The 16,266-nt window shown below is 43.1% G+C and carries 14 protein-coding genes; 12 read left to right on the top strand and 2 right to left on the bottom strand.

Features of this window, described 5'->3' with window-relative positions; genetic code table 11:
* The first annotated feature begins 502 nt into the window (after positions 1-502).
* The 12 genes from NI464_RS11855 (at position 503) to NI464_RS11800 (ending at position 14,998) form a co-directional block, all read left to right on the top strand.
* Positions 503-1,603 (top strand): BMP family ABC transporter substrate-binding protein, encoded by a 1,101-nt coding sequence (locus tag NI464_RS11855; protein WP_253138638.1) that lies wholly within the window; start codon positions 503-505, stop codon positions 1,601-1,603.
* A 120-nt stretch (positions 1,604-1,723) separates the two neighbouring features.
* Positions 1,724-3,325, top strand: coding sequence for an ABC transporter ATP-binding protein (locus NI464_RS11850; RefSeq protein WP_253138637.1), 1,602 nt, complete (start codon positions 1,724-1,726; stop codon positions 3,323-3,325).
* A gap of 41 nt (positions 3,326-3,366) precedes the next feature.
* On the top strand, positions 3,367-4,464 hold the full coding sequence (locus NI464_RS11845) for an ABC transporter permease (RefSeq protein WP_253138636.1): 1,098 nt from the start codon (positions 3,367-3,369) through the stop codon (positions 4,462-4,464).
* A gap of 33 nt (positions 4,465-4,497) precedes the next feature.
* Positions 4,498-5,418 carry an ABC transporter permease gene (locus NI464_RS11840; protein WP_004729775.1) on the top strand — a complete coding sequence of 307 codons (921 nt, stop codon included), beginning with the start codon at positions 4,498-4,500 and terminating at the stop codon, positions 5,416-5,418.
* A gap of 43 nt (positions 5,419-5,461) precedes the next feature.
* Positions 5,462-6,835: an amidohydrolase family protein gene (locus NI464_RS11835; RefSeq protein ID WP_253138634.1), complete on the top strand. Its 1,374-nt coding sequence runs from the start codon at positions 5,462-5,464 to the stop codon at positions 6,833-6,835.
* A gap of 159 nt (positions 6,836-6,994) precedes the next feature.
* Positions 6,995-8,017 carry a DUF1852 domain-containing protein gene (locus NI464_RS11830; protein WP_253138645.1) on the top strand — a complete coding sequence of 341 codons (1,023 nt, stop codon included), beginning with the start codon at positions 6,995-6,997 and terminating at the stop codon, positions 8,015-8,017.
* A gap of 45 nt (positions 8,018-8,062) precedes the next feature.
* Positions 8,063-9,106: a methionine synthase gene (locus tag NI464_RS11825; RefSeq protein WP_253138632.1), complete on the top strand. Its 1,044-nt coding sequence runs from the start codon at positions 8,063-8,065 to the stop codon at positions 9,104-9,106.
* Positions 9,107-9,197: 91 nt separating this feature from the next.
* Positions 9,198-9,692: a flavin reductase gene (locus NI464_RS11820; RefSeq protein WP_253138631.1), complete on the top strand. Its 495-nt coding sequence runs from the start codon at positions 9,198-9,200 to the stop codon at positions 9,690-9,692.
* Between the two features lie 263 nt (positions 9,693-9,955).
* Positions 9,956-11,209, top strand: coding sequence for an MgtC/SapB family protein (locus NI464_RS11815; protein ID WP_420914112.1), 1,254 nt, complete (start codon positions 9,956-9,958; stop codon positions 11,207-11,209).
* A gap of 105 nt (positions 11,210-11,314) precedes the next feature.
* Positions 11,315-13,000: a phosphoethanolamine transferase gene (locus NI464_RS11810; protein ID WP_253138627.1), complete on the top strand. Its 1,686-nt coding sequence runs from the start codon at positions 11,315-11,317 to the stop codon at positions 12,998-13,000.
* Between the two features lies 1 nt (position 13,001).
* The gene (locus NI464_RS11805) at positions 13,002-13,673 is read left to right on the top strand and encodes a response regulator transcription factor (protein ID WP_086044855.1); all 672 of its coding nucleotides are present in this window, start codon (positions 13,002-13,004) and stop codon (positions 13,671-13,673) included.
* Positions 13,674-13,678: 5 nt separating this feature from the next.
* Entirely contained in the window at positions 13,679-14,998 is a 1,320-nt protein-coding gene (locus NI464_RS11800) for a sensor histidine kinase (protein ID WP_253138625.1), read from the top strand.
* Between the two features lie 66 nt (positions 14,999-15,064).
* Here NI464_RS11800 and NI464_RS11795 read toward each other — a convergent pair whose 3' ends face one another.
* Positions 15,065-15,736: a phosphatase PAP2 family protein gene (locus tag NI464_RS11795; protein ID WP_086044856.1), complete on the bottom strand. Its 672-nt coding sequence runs from the start codon at positions 15,734-15,736 to the stop codon at positions 15,065-15,067.
* Between the two features lie 39 nt (positions 15,737-15,775).
* Entirely contained in the window at positions 15,776-16,162 is a 387-nt protein-coding gene (locus NI464_RS11790; protein ID WP_004729795.1) for a diacylglycerol kinase, read from the bottom strand.
* Positions 16,163-16,266: the final 104 nt, after the last annotated feature.

Here is a 16,266-nt window from a genome sequence, read left to right as displayed (position 1 = left end):
CTAAAAGACTCGGTTTGAGATTCAATCTAATTGCTGGAATTTATAACTTGGAGCTGAGTAAAAAATGATTTATGAAAGAGGTCTAATATTAGTAACTTATATAAAAAAAATTCCAATCCCTCAATGAAGCTCAATACATGGTTCTATCATTTTAATTTATCTTTGCTCATGAAAAATATGAAGCTTGGATTAAAAAAGGAATGCGCAAATTTAAGGCATTTTATTTTATCGCACCACTTATAAGCAAAAATAAAAAATAAATCCATTTTATAAATTAAATTCCCTATCAATCACAAAATAAGCTTTTATAAATTTAACATCATTACGCCTTAATTAAATTATAAAAACAAAAAACATTTTATTTTAAAACCCTATTTCTATTATTTTTAATAAAAACTGGAATGCTTATTGCTAATTATATATTGAACAGACTGAGCACATTTGAGTGAAGTCATTTTAAAGCATGTGTTGTATGACACAGAACAACCAAGAGCAGAATAGAATGAAAGAAAAAAATAGCTTGAAAACCGGATTGAAAAAATTGGTAGGGGTGTTAATGGCAAGCGGTATGATGAGCATGGCCGCTGTCGCCAATGTTCAGGCCCAAGATAAAGCCGCATTTGTTTATATTGGCCCAACCAGTGACCATGGCTGGACCTATTCTCACGATCAGGGCCGGATTAAGGCTGAAAAAACCCTCGCAGGAAAATATAAAACCTCTTATATCGAAAATGTCCCTGAAACAGCAGATGCCGAACGTGTGATCCGTAACCTGGCACAACAAGGCAATAAAGTCATTTTTGCAACCTCGTTCGGTTATATGAATGCGATGGAAAAAGTATCCAAGCAATTTCCAAATACAGTATTTATGCATGCAACCGGTTATAAGCAGGGCAAAAATTTAGGGGTCTACGATGTCCGTACCTATGAAGGCGCTTATATGCTGGGTGTGGTCGCAGGGCAAAAAACCAAAAATAATGTATTGGGCGTAGTCGCGTCTTTTCCGATTCCTGAAGTTATCCGTAATATCAATGCCTATACCCTCGGTGCACAAAGTGTAAATCCAAAAATTAAAACCAAAGTCATTTGGGTGAATTCATGGTTTAACCCGGGCAAAGAACGTGATGCAGCCTTGGCATTGATTGCTCAAGGTGCAGATGTGCTGATGCAAAATACCGATTCTCCGGCAGTGGTACAGGCGGCTGAACAAAAAGGTGTCTTTGCTTTTGGCTGGGACTCTGACATGAGCAAATTTGGCCCTAAAGCGCATCTTGCCGCATCGGTTTTACATTGGGAAAAAATTTACACCCCGGTAATGATGCAAGTCAGCAATAAAACCTGGAAACCAAGTGCAAGGTGGTACGGCGTGAAACAAAAAGCAGTCGATATTGAAAGCTTTGGTCCTTCCGTGTCGGCAGCCTCTAAAGCAAAAGCACTCAGCGTACGTGACGGTATTTTAAAAGGCACATTGCATCCATTTACCGGCCCGATTCATAAACAGGATGGCACATTGGTCTTGGCAAAGGGCAAGCGCCTAGATGATGCGGCACTAAGCAAAATGAATTACTACGTGAAGGGCGTAGAGGGTTCATTACCGAAATAAAGCTTTGTCATTTTGCAATTCAAAAAACTTTAAATACTTTGATGTACTTTCCCGCATCCATCTGAATGCCTGCACGCTTCAGATGGATGCCGCACTGTCACAGCATTGAATAGGGCACTGATGATGACCTCTCAACACGATAGATCTGCTCATGCGCAAGAGTTGAACGCACGTTCTTCTTCAGGTGTACCGCGTTTACAGCTCATCAATATCTGTAAAAGTTACAATTCATTGAAAGCGAATGACCAGATACATTTAACCGTTCAACCTGGGCAAATTCATGCCATTTTGGGTGAAAATGGTGCTGGCAAAAGTACCCTGATGAAAATCATTTATGGGGCAACCAAGGCCAATCAAGGACAAATCCTCTGGAACGGTAAAGAAGTTCATATTGATAACCCGTCGATGGCAAGAAAACTCGGGATTGGCATGGTCTATCAGCATTTCTCTTTATTTGAAACCTTGACCGTGGTGGAAAATATTTTGCTGGGACTGGATGAAAAGATTCATTTAAAAGTCCTCAGCCAAAAAATTATTAAAGTTTCAGAACAATATGGTTTACCCATTGATCCACGCCGCGAAGTACATTCTTTATCGGTAGGTGAGCGGCAACGTGTCGAAATTATTCGCTGCCTTTTGCAAAATCCCGCTTTAATCATTTTAGATGAACCGACTTCAGTATTGACACCACAAGCGGTACGGCAACTGTTTAAAACTTTACGGTTATTGGCCTCCCAAGGCGTTTCAATTTTATATATCAGTCATAAATTACACGAGATCAAAGAACTCTGTGATGAAGCGACCATCTTACGCAATGGCCGTGTCACCGGAAATGTTAATCCCAAAGACAACAGTACCAGTGATTTAGCACGCTTAATGATTGGCCGTGATTTACCGACCTATGTACGCCCTGAATATACAGGTGAAAAACAGATATTATTCCAGGTTGAGAATCTCAATTACCAGTCCGACGACCCATTTGGTGTGTCGCTGAAAAATATCAATTTAAATATTTTTGCCGGTGAAATTGTAGGAATTGCCGGGATTTCTGGCAATGGGCAAGCAGAATTACTGTCTTTATTGTCGGGTGAAATTAGCCTGAAACATGGCCGGATGGTTCTGGATCAAATCGATATTTCCCGATTCAGTTCTGGACAACGGCGTGATTTGGGCCTGGGCTTTGTCCCTGAAGAACGTCTGGGCCGAGGAGCAGTCCCGAACATGACACTGTCCCAGAATGCCTTGCTGACCGCATTTCGGCAGAACCTGACGCAATGGGGATTAATCAAGTTTGCACAATGTAAGCTTTTTGCCGAGCACTGTATTGAAAAATTCGGGGTGAAAGCCAGTGGCCCAGAGGCAGAAGCACGTTCCTTGTCCGGTGGAAATCTACAAAAATTTATTGTCGGCCGGGAAATTTTGCAAAACCCGAAATTCCTGATTGTGGCTCAACCGACCTGGGGCGTTGATGTGGGCGCGTCCATGTTTATCCGGCAAACCCTGATTGATCTCTCTCGACAAGGTGTTGCCATTTTGGTGATTTCAGAAGAATTAGAAGAGCTGTTTGAAATCAGTGATCGTCTCTGCGTGTTGGCCAATGGTGAACTATCTCCAGCGATACCTACTCATGAAACCAATACTGAAAATGTTGGAATCTTGATGTCAGGCATTCCAGGCCATGACACTGCGATCATAGTAGAGGAGCAGCAAGCTCATGCTTAATATAACAAAAAAACAAATATACAGGTTGAGAGGAGAGTGACATGCATTTACTGGAACCGCGTGAACATCCCTCTCAAATCATGAAGTGGCTTTCACCGCTCATTGCGCTGCTAGCCATGCTGATTGTCGGTAGTATTCTGTTTTTAATGTTGGGGATTAATCCCGCGCAAGCCATGTACATCTTCTTTATTGAACCGCTGACATCCTCTTATGGTTGGAGTGAACTGGCAGTCAAAGCCGGACCTCTGATTCTGATTGCCTTGGGGCTGACGGTCGGATTTCGAGCCAAATTATTCAATATCGGTGCTGAAGGTCAGCTCACCATGGGCGCGATTTTTGGCGGTGGTATTGCGATTTTATTTCATGATCACATCGGCTGGTGGATTCTCCCGTTAATGATCGTTATGGGCGCACTTGGTGGGGCACTCTGGGGTGCAATTCCTGCCTTACTGAAAACCCATTTTAATGCTGAAGAAACCCTGACCACCCTGATGATGAATTATGTCGCAGTATGTGTGTTGCTATACCTGGTCAATGGTCCTTGGCGTGATCCGGAAGGGATGAACTTCCCACAATCGGTGGTTTTTAGTGAGAGTGCGACGCTGCCATTCATTGTAGAAGGCACACGCATTAATGCCTCTATTTTTATCACTTTTTTTGCAGTTCTCCTGTTCTGGGTTTTTATGCGTAAAAGTCTGACGGCCTATAAACTGGAAGTCAGCGGTCAGGCACCTTTAGCTGCCAAATATGCAGGTTTTTCTTCCTCCAAAGCGATCTGGATGAGTCTGGTGATTTCCGGAATGATGGCAGGTATTGCCGGAATCTGTGAAGTGGCTGGACCTATTGGTCAGCTGAATCCGAACCTGTCCCCAGGTTATGGCTATGCGGCGATTATCGTGGCCTATCTAGGGCGTTTAAACCCCATCGGTATTGTGCTGTCAGGCTGTTTTATGGCGCTGATTTATCTGGGCGGCGAAATGGCACAAATGCAGTTGCAGCTTCCGGTCGCGGTTACCGGTATTTTCCAGGGCCTGCTGTTATTTTTCCTGTTGGCTTCCGATGCATTAATTGAAAACCGTTACCGGTTTAGCAAAAAAATGGTGCCACCGGTCCCTCAGTCCACAGCAACCACCCTCTAACCCAATGTTGTCTACAGCAAAAGGAAGCATGATATGGCTTTAGAAATAACTGCAATTCTTGCAGGTACTGTTGCAGCAGCAACACCACTGATTTTCGCAGGTCTGGGGGAATTGGTCACACAGCGGACAGGTGTGATTAATCTTGGAGTAGAAGGGATGATGCTGGTCGGTGCAATTGCAGGTTTTGCTTTTGCTGCGCAATATGATGCCAGTGTATTAAGTGCCTTATTGATGGGTGGTCTGGCAGGCATGCTGATGGCCCTGATTTTTGCCTTTTTTACCTTGTCTTTAAGTACCAATCAATCCGCGTGCGGTTTGGCTTTAACCATTTTTGGACTCGGTATCTCTGCATTTTTGGGACAGAACTACGTCAGTATGGCTTTACCGGGTCTGGCTAATTTTAATATTCCACTATTAGCGGATATTCCAGTATTGGGTCCGATTCTGTTCCAGCAAAACTATGTGGTTTATCTGTCAATCTTGGTCTTCTTTCTGGTGTGGTTTGTCTTGGCCAAAACCCGTTTGGGCTTATTGCTTAAAGCAGTCGGAGAATCACCGGAAAGTGCGCATGCCATGGGTTATCACGTGTTGGCGATTCGTTATGGCGCAGTGCTATTTGGCGGTTTGATGGCAGGGGTTGGCGGAGCATTTTTATCGACCGTATATACCCCGATGTGGATTGAAAATATGGTGGCAGGCCGCGGCTGGATTGCCATTGCACTGGTAGTATTTGCGGTGTGGAAACCAACACGTTTAATGCTCGGCGCTTACCTGTTTGGGGGCGTAACCATTTTGCAATTTCACGCCCAGGCGCTTGGAATCAAGGTGCCGAACGAGCTGCTTGCCGCATTGCCCTATATAGCCACCATTGTGGTACTGGTCATGATTTCACGGAATAAAAAAGTACTCAAAATGAATTTGCCATCTTCTTTAGGCAAAACCTTCGTGCCATAACCGCAGCCATTCATCATAAATAGAATAGATTTGAGTATAAATCATGAAAATTTTAACAGCTTCCTATGTCCTTACCATGAATGCGCAGAATGAATGTATTAAAAATGGCGCGATACTGATTGAGGGCGACCAAATAAAAGCAGTGGGTACATTAGCACAGTTAACTCAATGCTATCCAGAGGTGCTCATTGAAGATTACCCACAAAAGATCCTGATGCCGGGCTTGATCAATACCCATTGTCATTCCGGTTTATTGCGTGGTACGGCTGAAGGATTACCGGTTTGGGATTGGTTACAGCAGTATATTGACCCGATGCACCGGGTGTTGACACCCGAAGATGCGAAAATCGCCTCCTATTTATGTTATGCCGAGGCACTATTGTCGGGAACGACCACCATCGTTGATATGTGGCGTTATATGGACGGAAGTGCTGAAGCTGCGCAAGCATTGGGAATTCGTGCCGTTCTAGTACCTTATGTCGCGGAACATCCGGATCACAATTATTTTGAAACCTTAAAAAGTAATGAGGCTTTAATCAACCGTTGGCATCAGCAGGCGAATGGACGTATTCAGGTTTGGGTGGGTTTAGAGCACCTGTTTTATGCTGAAGCTTCAGCATTAAGCCTCATTGAGAAACTTTGTCAGGATTATCAAACCGGTTTTCATACCCACAGCAATGAAAGCCAATTTGATGTACAGGAAAACCTGCGCCGTTCAGGTATTCGCCCAATTGAGAGTCTGCAAAAACTGGGCTTGCTAGATCTGCCTAAAACTTTGTTGGCACATTGCGTCTGGACAGATGCAAATGAAATTCAGATTTTAAGGCGACATGCGGTAGGGGTTGCGCACAATCCTATTTCCAACATGAAGTTGGCTTCCGGTGCAGCGCCTGTGGTTGAAATGCTACGTCAAGGCGTTGCGGTGGGTTTGGGTACTGACGGAGAAAAAGAAAACAATAACCTGGATCTATTTGAAGAAATGAAAACGGCATCATTGCTGGCCAAATTTTCTTCGCTGGATGCGGCCGCCCTGGATGCCTGGTCAGTCTGTCAAATGGCTACGATTACAGGAGCTAAAGCCTTGGGTATGCAAGATGAAATTGGTTCATTGGAAGTCGGCAAACAGGCCGACCTGATTGCGGTGAAACTGGATACACCGCGGATGACACCGTTGATTGATCATAGAAAATTATTTAATTTGCATACCAATTTAGTCCATGCAGTTCAAGGCCAAGATGTCGTGATGACGATGGTGGCGGGACAGACTGTGGTTAAAAATAGCCGTTTGATCAATGCCGATTTACAGGCTCTAATTGATCAAGTGAATCAGGCGGCGCCACGCTTGTTTGAACGTCGTGATCAGTGGTTTGCAAAGCAGGGGCAAACGGTGAATGAATTACAGCGGGAAGAATTTTAAGATTTACGTGGGGGTTGAGGTTATTCATTGATAGTGGGGTGACCTCAGACGCCTTTCTAACGAATGATTTAAATGAAATTAAACAGAGTGAATAGACTGATATTTTCTAATCTTTAGATGAGTTTCATTCATTCACTTCTAAATTGCATCTAATAAGCTATAAAACCATTCTTTGAATTTACCCCTCAATTTCATCCACTTAAGCGCATTCGTTTTGACGAAAACTATCAACCTGCAGATAGCACACGTCTGACGACGAACTTTGCCAATTTGGCACGTGGCGAAAGTCGCGAACAGAATTTGCGTAACACTCTACGAATGATCAATAACCGTTTTAATGCATTGGCACATTGGGATAACCCAAAAGCAGATCGTTATTCAGTTGAAATCGATATTATTTCAGTTGACCTGGATATTGAAGGAAATGGCAAAAAGTTCCCTGCAATTGAAACTTTAAAAATCACGATTATTGATCATCAAACCAATCAGCGTATTGATGGCATGATTGGCAACAGTTTCTCGTCTTATGTCCGCGATTATGATTTTAGCGTGGTACTTCCTGAACATATCAAGAAAAATCCAGCCTCGACCAAGCCAGAAAATTTTGGTGATTTACACGGCAAGCTTTATCAATATCTCGTCAATTCTGAAGTATTTAAAGCAGAATTTAAAAAACAGCCGGTGATTTGTTTGAGCGTTTCAACCTCGAAAACTTACTACCGTACAGCGAATGTACATCCTGTATTGGGTGTGGAATATAAAAATGATGAGTATTCACGTACCGATGAATACTTCGCCAAAATGGGCTTAACCGTTCGTTATTTCAAACCTGAAAATGGTGCTGCACCTTTAGCATTTTATTTCGCAGGTGACTTATTATGTGATTATACCGATCTGGAGTTGATCAGTGCGATCAGCACCATGGAAAGCTTCCAAAAGATTTACCGTCCTGAAATTTATAATGCGAATTCTGCTGCGGGTCAGGTGTATCAACCCAGCCTTGAGTATCCAGATTATTCATTGACTCAAATTGTGTATGACCGTGTTGAGCGTGGTCAATTGGCAGTGAAGCAAGGGAAGTGGGCGGAAGAACACTTTATCCAGCCTTATAAAGACATTCTGGAGCAATGGGCCGCAGAGTTCACAATCAAAACTACTGCTGACCAAGAACGCGCTGCTTAATACACAACATTATTATTTTACGAATATAGAGATAGAAGATTAAACATGGCACTTTTACAACCTAAAAAGCTACTCCCAACATCAACTGCTGGTAGCTTACCGAAACCGTCTTGGCTGGCAGAACCTGAAAAACTTTGGTCACCCTGGAAATTGGAAGGTCAGGAATTGCTTGATGCAAAACAAGATGCATTGCGTTTATCATTGCATGAGCAACAGCAAGCCGGCATTGATATTGTCAGCGATGGGGAACAAACCCGTCAGCATTTTGTGACCACATTTATTGAGCATCTAGAAGGCGTTGACTTCAATCAACGTGAAACGGTCAAAATCCGTGACCGTTATGAAGCCAGCGTTCCATCTGTAGTTGGTGAAGTTTCTCGTCAAAAACCTGTCTTTGTTGAAGATGCCAAATTCTTACGTTCACTCACAGATCAGCCGATTAAATGGGCGCTTCCTGGTCCAATGACCATGATTGATACCTTATATGATGGTCACTACAAGAGCCGCGAAAAACTCGCTTGGGAATTTGCCAAGATCCTGAATCAGGAAGCTCGTGAACTTGAAGCCGTTGGCGTGGATATCATCCAATTTGATGAACCTGCATTTAACGTGTTCTTTGATGAAGTGAATGACTGGGGTGTGGCAACTTTAGAGCGTGCACTTGAAGGCTTGAAGTGTGAAACTGCGGTACACATTTGCTATGGTTATGGTATTAAAGCCAATACCGATTGGAAAAAGACCTTAGGCTCAGAATGGCGTCAGTACGAAGAAGCATTTCCGAAACTGCAAAAATCAAAAATTGATATTGTGTCGCTCGAATGCCATAACTCACGTGTTCCGATGGATTTGATTGAGTTGATTCGTGGTAAAAAAATCATGGTGGGTGCTATTGATGTCGCAAGTAATCAAATTGAAACAGCTGAAGAAGTGGCAAATACGTTGCGTAAAGCACTTCAGTTTGTGGATGCAGACAAACTCTATCCATCAACCAACTGTGGTATGGCACCACTTGGTCGCCAAGTTGCTCGTGGCAAACTCAATGCACTCAGTGCAGGTGCTGAAATTATTCGTCAGGAATTATCTCGCTAATTAAAGTGAATCCATGATGCTTTTAAAGATTGAAAGCATCATTTGAGTGATATAACGCTCTTTATAAAAAGCTGAATGTTGGAATACGGTGATGGTTGAAGCGACAGACTTTAGAAACGCAATGTCTTTATTAACAAGTGCAGTGAATGTAGTGACCACGATGGGCGATTCAGGTCGTCATGGTTTTACTGCGTCTGCCGTGTGTAGCGTGACCGATACACCACCGACATTGTTGGTTTGTATGAATAAATCATCGCGTTCTTATATCAACTTTGTTGAAAATAAAGTGCTGTGCGTAAATGTACTCAGTGCAGATCAAGCGCATCTTTCTAATGCATTCGCATCTTCAAAATTCAGTTCTGAACAACGATTTGAACAGGGTAAATGGACTGAATTAGAAACGGGTTCTCCTGTACTTCAAGATGCGCTGGTGAGCTTTGATTGTGAAATTGATCAGATCCAGGAAGTCGGTACACATACGATTTTGATTTGTCCGATTGTTGCCATTCAGCAGAATCAGGAAGATCAAGCCCTGGTTTATTTTAATCGTGCTTACCATCAGGTCGGGGAAACAGAACCTGCCTAATCCTGGAGCTGATGTAGGATTAAAATATTTTAGATTTAAAAGCTTATTAACTTTTGTAATTTTGATTAAAATGGTCTACTAAGAATAGGGAATTATGTAAACCATAAATAAGGATGAATGGCGGACTAATGCAATAATTTACAGCTATCTATAGCCTAGAATTTAAAGATACAGCAGTTAAATTGATGTGCTGCTTTAAAAAACTGTTTATATACTAAAAATACGCACTGTCACTGGATGACACAAGGTGAATGCACTTGAATATGCTTTTGCAAAGTTTATCTTTTCAGGAATTACTGACCATCATGCTGTCGGCATTAGGCTGTGGTCTTTTAATTGGACTTGAGCGTGAACGTCATAAAAACAATAACCATGAGCAGAGTTTTGCAGGGTTAAGATCATTTACGATTACAGCTTTATTGGGTGCTTCATGTTTCCTTTTGCATCTCTATATTGCGGTGATAGGAGCCGTCGCGGTCAGCCTGTTCTGTGTGTATAGCCTGTTTCAACAGAAGCAGGATATTGGATCTACCACTGAACTGGCTTTTTTAATGACCTATATCATTGGCGCTATTTGTGTGTGGAATATCCCACTGGCTGCAGGGATGGCGGTTCTACTTACGATCATCCTGATGGGCAAACAGACACTGCATCAATTTGCCGGAAAAACGATCCAAAGCTATGAGTTAAGAGACGGGCTACTTTTATTGGCTTTGATATTGATTGCGTTGCCGGTCATGCCCAATAAGCCCTTGTGGGGCGCCGTACTGAACCCCTATATCATCCTTAAACTACTCATTTTAATCTTGATTGTGCAGTCCATGGCACATGTGGCAAAACGAATCCTGTCCAATGATAAGGCTCTCATTTTATCTGCCTTAGCCTCGGGATTTGTCTCCAGTACGGCCACAATTGCCAGTTTGGGCATGCAAGTCCGATCCGGGCAGGCCAGTGCAAAATTAAATGCAGGTGCTGGATTGATCTCCTGCATTGCCACCTTATTACAGCTCTTGCTGATTGTTCTGGGAGTGAGCGTAGAATGGTTCAAGTTCTTGCTGATTCCGAGTTTGGTGGGGATCGGAATTTTATGTATTGCTGCCGGATTCTTGATTTATCGAACTCCCCAAGCGGATGACAGTACGACCATCAATGAAATACAAGAAATTGATAGCCGGATGTTCAGTATAAAAGAAGCGGTAATTATTGCGGTCAGTTTGACCTTAATCCAGGCTGGGATTTACGGCGCGAATCTTTTACTGGGAGATAGCGGCTTAATCTTAGGTACTTTTTTAGCCTCTTTATTTGAAGTGCATGCTGCTGTAGCAGGTGTAGTGATACAGGGAAATCCTCATAACCTGACTTTAATTTATGCTGTCATGATTGGACTTGCGGCACATGCGGTGTCTAAAAGTATCAATTCTTTTGTGACTGGGGGATGGAAGTTTTTTCTGTATTTTGCGCCTAGCCAAATTCTACATATGTTAGGGCTTATCTTTATTCTTCTGAGTTTGAAATAAAAGGGAGCTGGTTTGCATATATTATAAAATGATCCAGTCATTTTAAGCCATTTTTAAGTTTCAGATTCTAGGCTAAAGCATCTTAAAGTCTTTGAGCCACGGATCATGCTGAAGCTGTTTTCCCATTCGTCTTTTTTTAGTCCGCGACCTAAAAAGTCGATTAGTCTTTCAGGCTTCAACATGTTGCTGGCTATGTGGCTGGGATTGATCCTAAACTTTGCTTTCTACCAGAAAATTCATGAATTTACACCTTATACCAATCTGAAAGCAGGCGTATTACTGGTCGCTACGGCACTGATTATTATTGCCTTTTACAATCTGATACTACAGTGGCTGAACTGGAAATGGAACGCCAAAATACTGGCCAGCGCCCTGATCATTTTGGGTGGTTTTAGTGCTTATTTTGTCAATAGTCTGGGGGTCGTTATTACGCCAGACCAGATTCAGAATATGCTGCAAACCGATGCCCGCGAAGTTCGAGATCTCTGGTCAATGCGACTGGTCATCTGGACACTAGTATTTGTAGTTTTTCCACTTTTTATCATCTGGATGCTTAAAATTCAGCCTGCATCGCTTGGGCATCAGCTGGTGCATAAAAGCCTGAGCAGTGTAGTCTCACTCGGACTGATTCTAGGTTTATTGTTCTGTTTCTATGTCGATTATGCCGCCATCTTCCGTGAGCACCGCGATCTGAAGGGTATGCTTTCTCCACAAAATAGCATCGCGTCCACCTTGTCCTATTATAAAAAGAAAGCACCTAAAGCGAATTTACCTTTGGTAGCTTTTGGCGAAGATGCACATCTGTTACAGCAGGCCCAAATGCAGGATCATCCCAAATTGATGGTGCTAGTTGTTGGAGAAACTGCACGTGCCGAGAGTTTTGCTTTAAATGGCTATGCGCGCAATACCAATCCTGAACTGAGCAAGTTAGCGGTGATTAATTTCAATCAGGTGAGCTCTTGTGGAACTGCAACTGCCGTTTCAGTGCCTTGTATGTTTTCGGGCATGTCACGTGAAACCTATGATGAACAGCTAGCCAGCCACCGTGAAGGTTTGCTGGATATTGCTCAGCGCGCCGGATATCAGGTGACCTGGATTGATAATAACTCAGGCTGTAAAGGTGCCTGTGACCGGGTACAAAAGTATCAGATTCCGGCACAACTGAAACAGAAGTGGTGTGATGCTGGTGGTGAATGTTTTGATGAAATCCTGGTAGATAGCCTGAAAGATTATCTGGCGCATCTGGATAAAAATAACCCGAAACCGCAGTTAATTGTACTGCATCAGATGGGCAGTCATGGGCCGGCATATTTCAAGCGTTCCAAAGCGCCGTATCAGCCATTTCAGCCGACCTGTAATAGCAATGCCATTCAGGGCTGTAGTACAGAAGAATTAAAAAATAGCTATGATAATTCGATTGTATATACAGACCATGTTCTTGCCCAAATCATTGAAACTTTAAAGCAGCAGACTCAATATCAGACCGGTTTCTGGTACCTGTCTGATCATGGAGAATCCACCGGAGAGCATGGTTTATACCTGCATGGTGCTCCTTATAGCATGGCGCCCACTCAGCAAACCCATGTCCCGATGCTGATGTGGTTCTCCGATGCCTGGAAGCAGCAGAATATCCAGCAGATCAGCTGTCTCAAAGGACAGACCAACCAAGCCCGTAGTCAGGATCATCTTTTCCCCAGCTTATTAAGCTTGCTGGATATAAAAACGCAAGTGATTGAAGCTAAAAATGATATGCTTGCACAATGCTCACCATCATTAAAGAACAGAGCTTGAAATGCATAAAATACTAATTATTGAAGACGACTTTATGATTGCCGAGTCGACTGAAACATTACTCAAGCTGCATCAGTTTGATGTGCATTGGGTCAATAATGGGATTGAGGGTTTAAAACAGTTACAGCAGCAGGTCTACGATATTGTCCTGCTCGATTTAGGCTTGCCGATGATGGATGGCATGCTGGTGCTAAAAAATATCCGGCAGAAGTTTCCGAATTTACCGGTGCTGATTATCTCCGCCCGGGATCAGTTACAAAACCGGGTGGATGGGCTGAATCAGGGAGCAGATGACTATTTAATCAAGCCTTATGAATTTGACGAGTTACTGGCCCGTATTCATGCCTTAATACGCCGTAGTGGTTTAAAAAATACCGGGATAGATACGAATAAGAAATTATCACACAGTGGTTTGGAACTAGATCTGGAGCAGCATATCGCTCTGTTTAATGGACAGGCTATAGAATTATCCAATCGGGAATGGTCCATCTTAATGGCCATGTTAAATCATCCGAATAAAATTTTTTCCAAGAATGATCTGGAAGACAAGCTTTATGACTTTGATAGTGATGTCATTAGTAATACGGTGGAAGTCTATATCCATCATCTGCGGGCAAAATTAGGAAAAGACTTCATCCGTACCATACGTGGGCTAGGATATCGCTTAGGATGAGCGCCATGCAGAAACGTTATTCCTTGCAAAAACGTCTGGTTATTTATATTTCATTATTTAGCGTAGTACTGGGCTGTGTGCTGATCTTTTCGGCATACCGGATTGCGCTCGAAGAAATTAATGAAGTACTGGATAAACAGATGCAAAGTCTGGCAGAGCGTATTGCAGAAAATCATCCGCAGCCCCTGCAGAGTCAAATCGATCTATCCAAACAATACAGTGAAGAAGATTTATTTGTAGATATCTGGTCCTATACAGATACAGCCACTTCCTTCCATCCGCAAGATGTTCTGGTGGCACCGGTCAGGAAAGCAGGTTTCTACAAGCATCAAACGCCATATGGAACCTGGTTAACTTATATTATTCCTGGTAAGCAATTACAGATTCAGGTGAGCCAGCAGCAAAATGTCCGGCAGGAACTGGCGTTGGAACTGGCAGCCAATATGTTTCTTCCTTATGTGCTTTTTTTACCTTTTGCAGTATTTGGCTTAGGCTGGATGATCCGGAAAAATTTTCAGCCCCTTAATGATTTTAAAACTGAATTGGCCAGCCGCAAGGCACAAGACTTAAAGCCAATTGCAATGAAAGATTATCCCCTAGAGCTGGAACCGACTATTCAGGAAATGAATTATCTGTTTGGCCGAATCTCTCTGGCCCAGCAGGAACAACGTCAATTTGTAGCGGATTCTGCACATGAATTACGCACGCCCCTGACGGCCTTGAATTTACAGTTACAAATTTTACTGCAGCAGTTCCCTCAAAGCGAGTCTATCCATAATTTGAGTCAAGGCATTTTGCGCATGCAGCATCTGGTCAACCAGTTATTAAGTCTGGCCAAACAGGATGTGACCGAAGGTTTAAGTGAGCCTGTTCAATTGCTATCACTGAATCAAATGACAGTCACCTGTATCGAAGAACTGATTCAACTGGCACTACAGAAAGAGATTGATTTAGGGGTAGAGCAGCAACAGGAACTATTGATTCAGGGCCAAGCTTCGGCCTTGCACTCGATTATTTATAATTTAATTGATAATGCAATTAAATATAGCCCGAAGGATGGCGTAATTAATGTGTCGATTTTCCAGCAAGGCCGGCAGGCGGTTTTACAGATTGAAGACAGCGGGGTAGGGATAGATCCCGCTCAATTCAATCAGATCCGGCAACGCTTCTACCGGATACATAACCATGCAGAAATTGGCAGCGGTTTGGGTTTATCCATTGTAGATAAAGCCACCGAGCGCTTGGGTGGAACACTAGAATTTTCGCGAAGTGTCAATCTGAGTGGCCTTTGTGTACAGGTCAAGTTTCCTTTGGCCAAAGCCTAAACAAATAGGCTTCTAGTTTTTGGAGTTAAGGTTGCCTGATACTAGAGCGTATAGGAGTGGTCTTTTCTATTGGGGGAGTTTGTGGCTAAACAGCGTATAGCCAATGACATTCATGCACCAGATAATCCAGCCAGTCCAAAGGTTATGACTCAGGAAATGTGCACCGCGCATCATTTGTGCCCAGCCCATGGCCAACCCTAAAATTACTGCAGCGATCAGAAGAAAATAAGCACGCTTGCGGTTAGAAATGCGATAAACAAAATAGCCGGCCATTAAAGCAAAACCACTAGATGCATGCCCTCCAGGAAAACAGTGGCCTGCAGTGGCACTAAAATCCCACAAAATCCCATTATGGGTAGGTATGGTCATATCCCAGGGACAGGCATGGGCTGACTGGGATTTTAAAATTCCGATCGAGGCTGTGGTCAGCACTACCATGCTAAAAAAATAGCCAAATTCCCAGCGCCGTATATACCAGTTCTGCCATTTCAGTGATGCCAACCAGCCCAGTAATAATGTGATATACATTAGAATCAGCAGGTCTTTCACATAGCGATGATTGAGTTCTGCCAGTGCCCATTGTTTTCGAAGGGGAAATTGACCATGATCATCGATAAAGGGATAGATGAGTTGTAAGTCCAGCACTCCTCCAATGTCAAAGAAGTTGAGAAGAATCAAAAAACTGAAGATCAAAAGTAAAGTTTGGGTCAGTAAAAACCGGGAACGGTCAGTGATCATTTTTAAGTTGTCCATTTCAGGCAGTAGCAAGAGCAGAGGTCAAATCAAATGACCAGCCAAAATGATGCCCCAGGTCAGGGCAATTAAACTAAGTGCTACAAACTGAGCCGCACTGCCCATATCCTTGGCATTTTTAGACAGTTCATGCCGTTCCATGGAAATACGATCTACCACTGCCTCTATCGCTGAGTTAATCAGTTCAATGATCAACGCCAGTAGGCATACGGCGACCATCAGCGCTTGCTCAGCTGGACTAACCGGCATCCAAAAACTTAGAGGAATCAAAATAAGGTTGATCAGCAGAATTTGCCGGAAGGCAGCCTCATTTTGAAAGGCGGTTTTAAAACCAGCCAGGGAATAACGGGTCGCATTAAAAATACGCTGCGTTCCTGAGGTGCCTTTATAAGGTGAGCGGTAGGAAGACATAGAACAGTTTCAGTTAACAAGAGATAGGATTAACTTAAATTTTCAATCTTAAAATGCTCTTAAAAAAACCGGCCGTTCTCTGGATTTTTTATACACATAGCTTT

The organism is Acinetobacter lwoffii (assembly GCF_024129685.1).
Classification (GTDB): Bacteria; Pseudomonadota; Gammaproteobacteria; order Pseudomonadales; family Moraxellaceae; genus Acinetobacter; species Acinetobacter lwoffii_X.
Note: the sequence above shows the minus strand (reverse complement) of the source record. Positions and strands in the feature narration are given on the sequence as shown.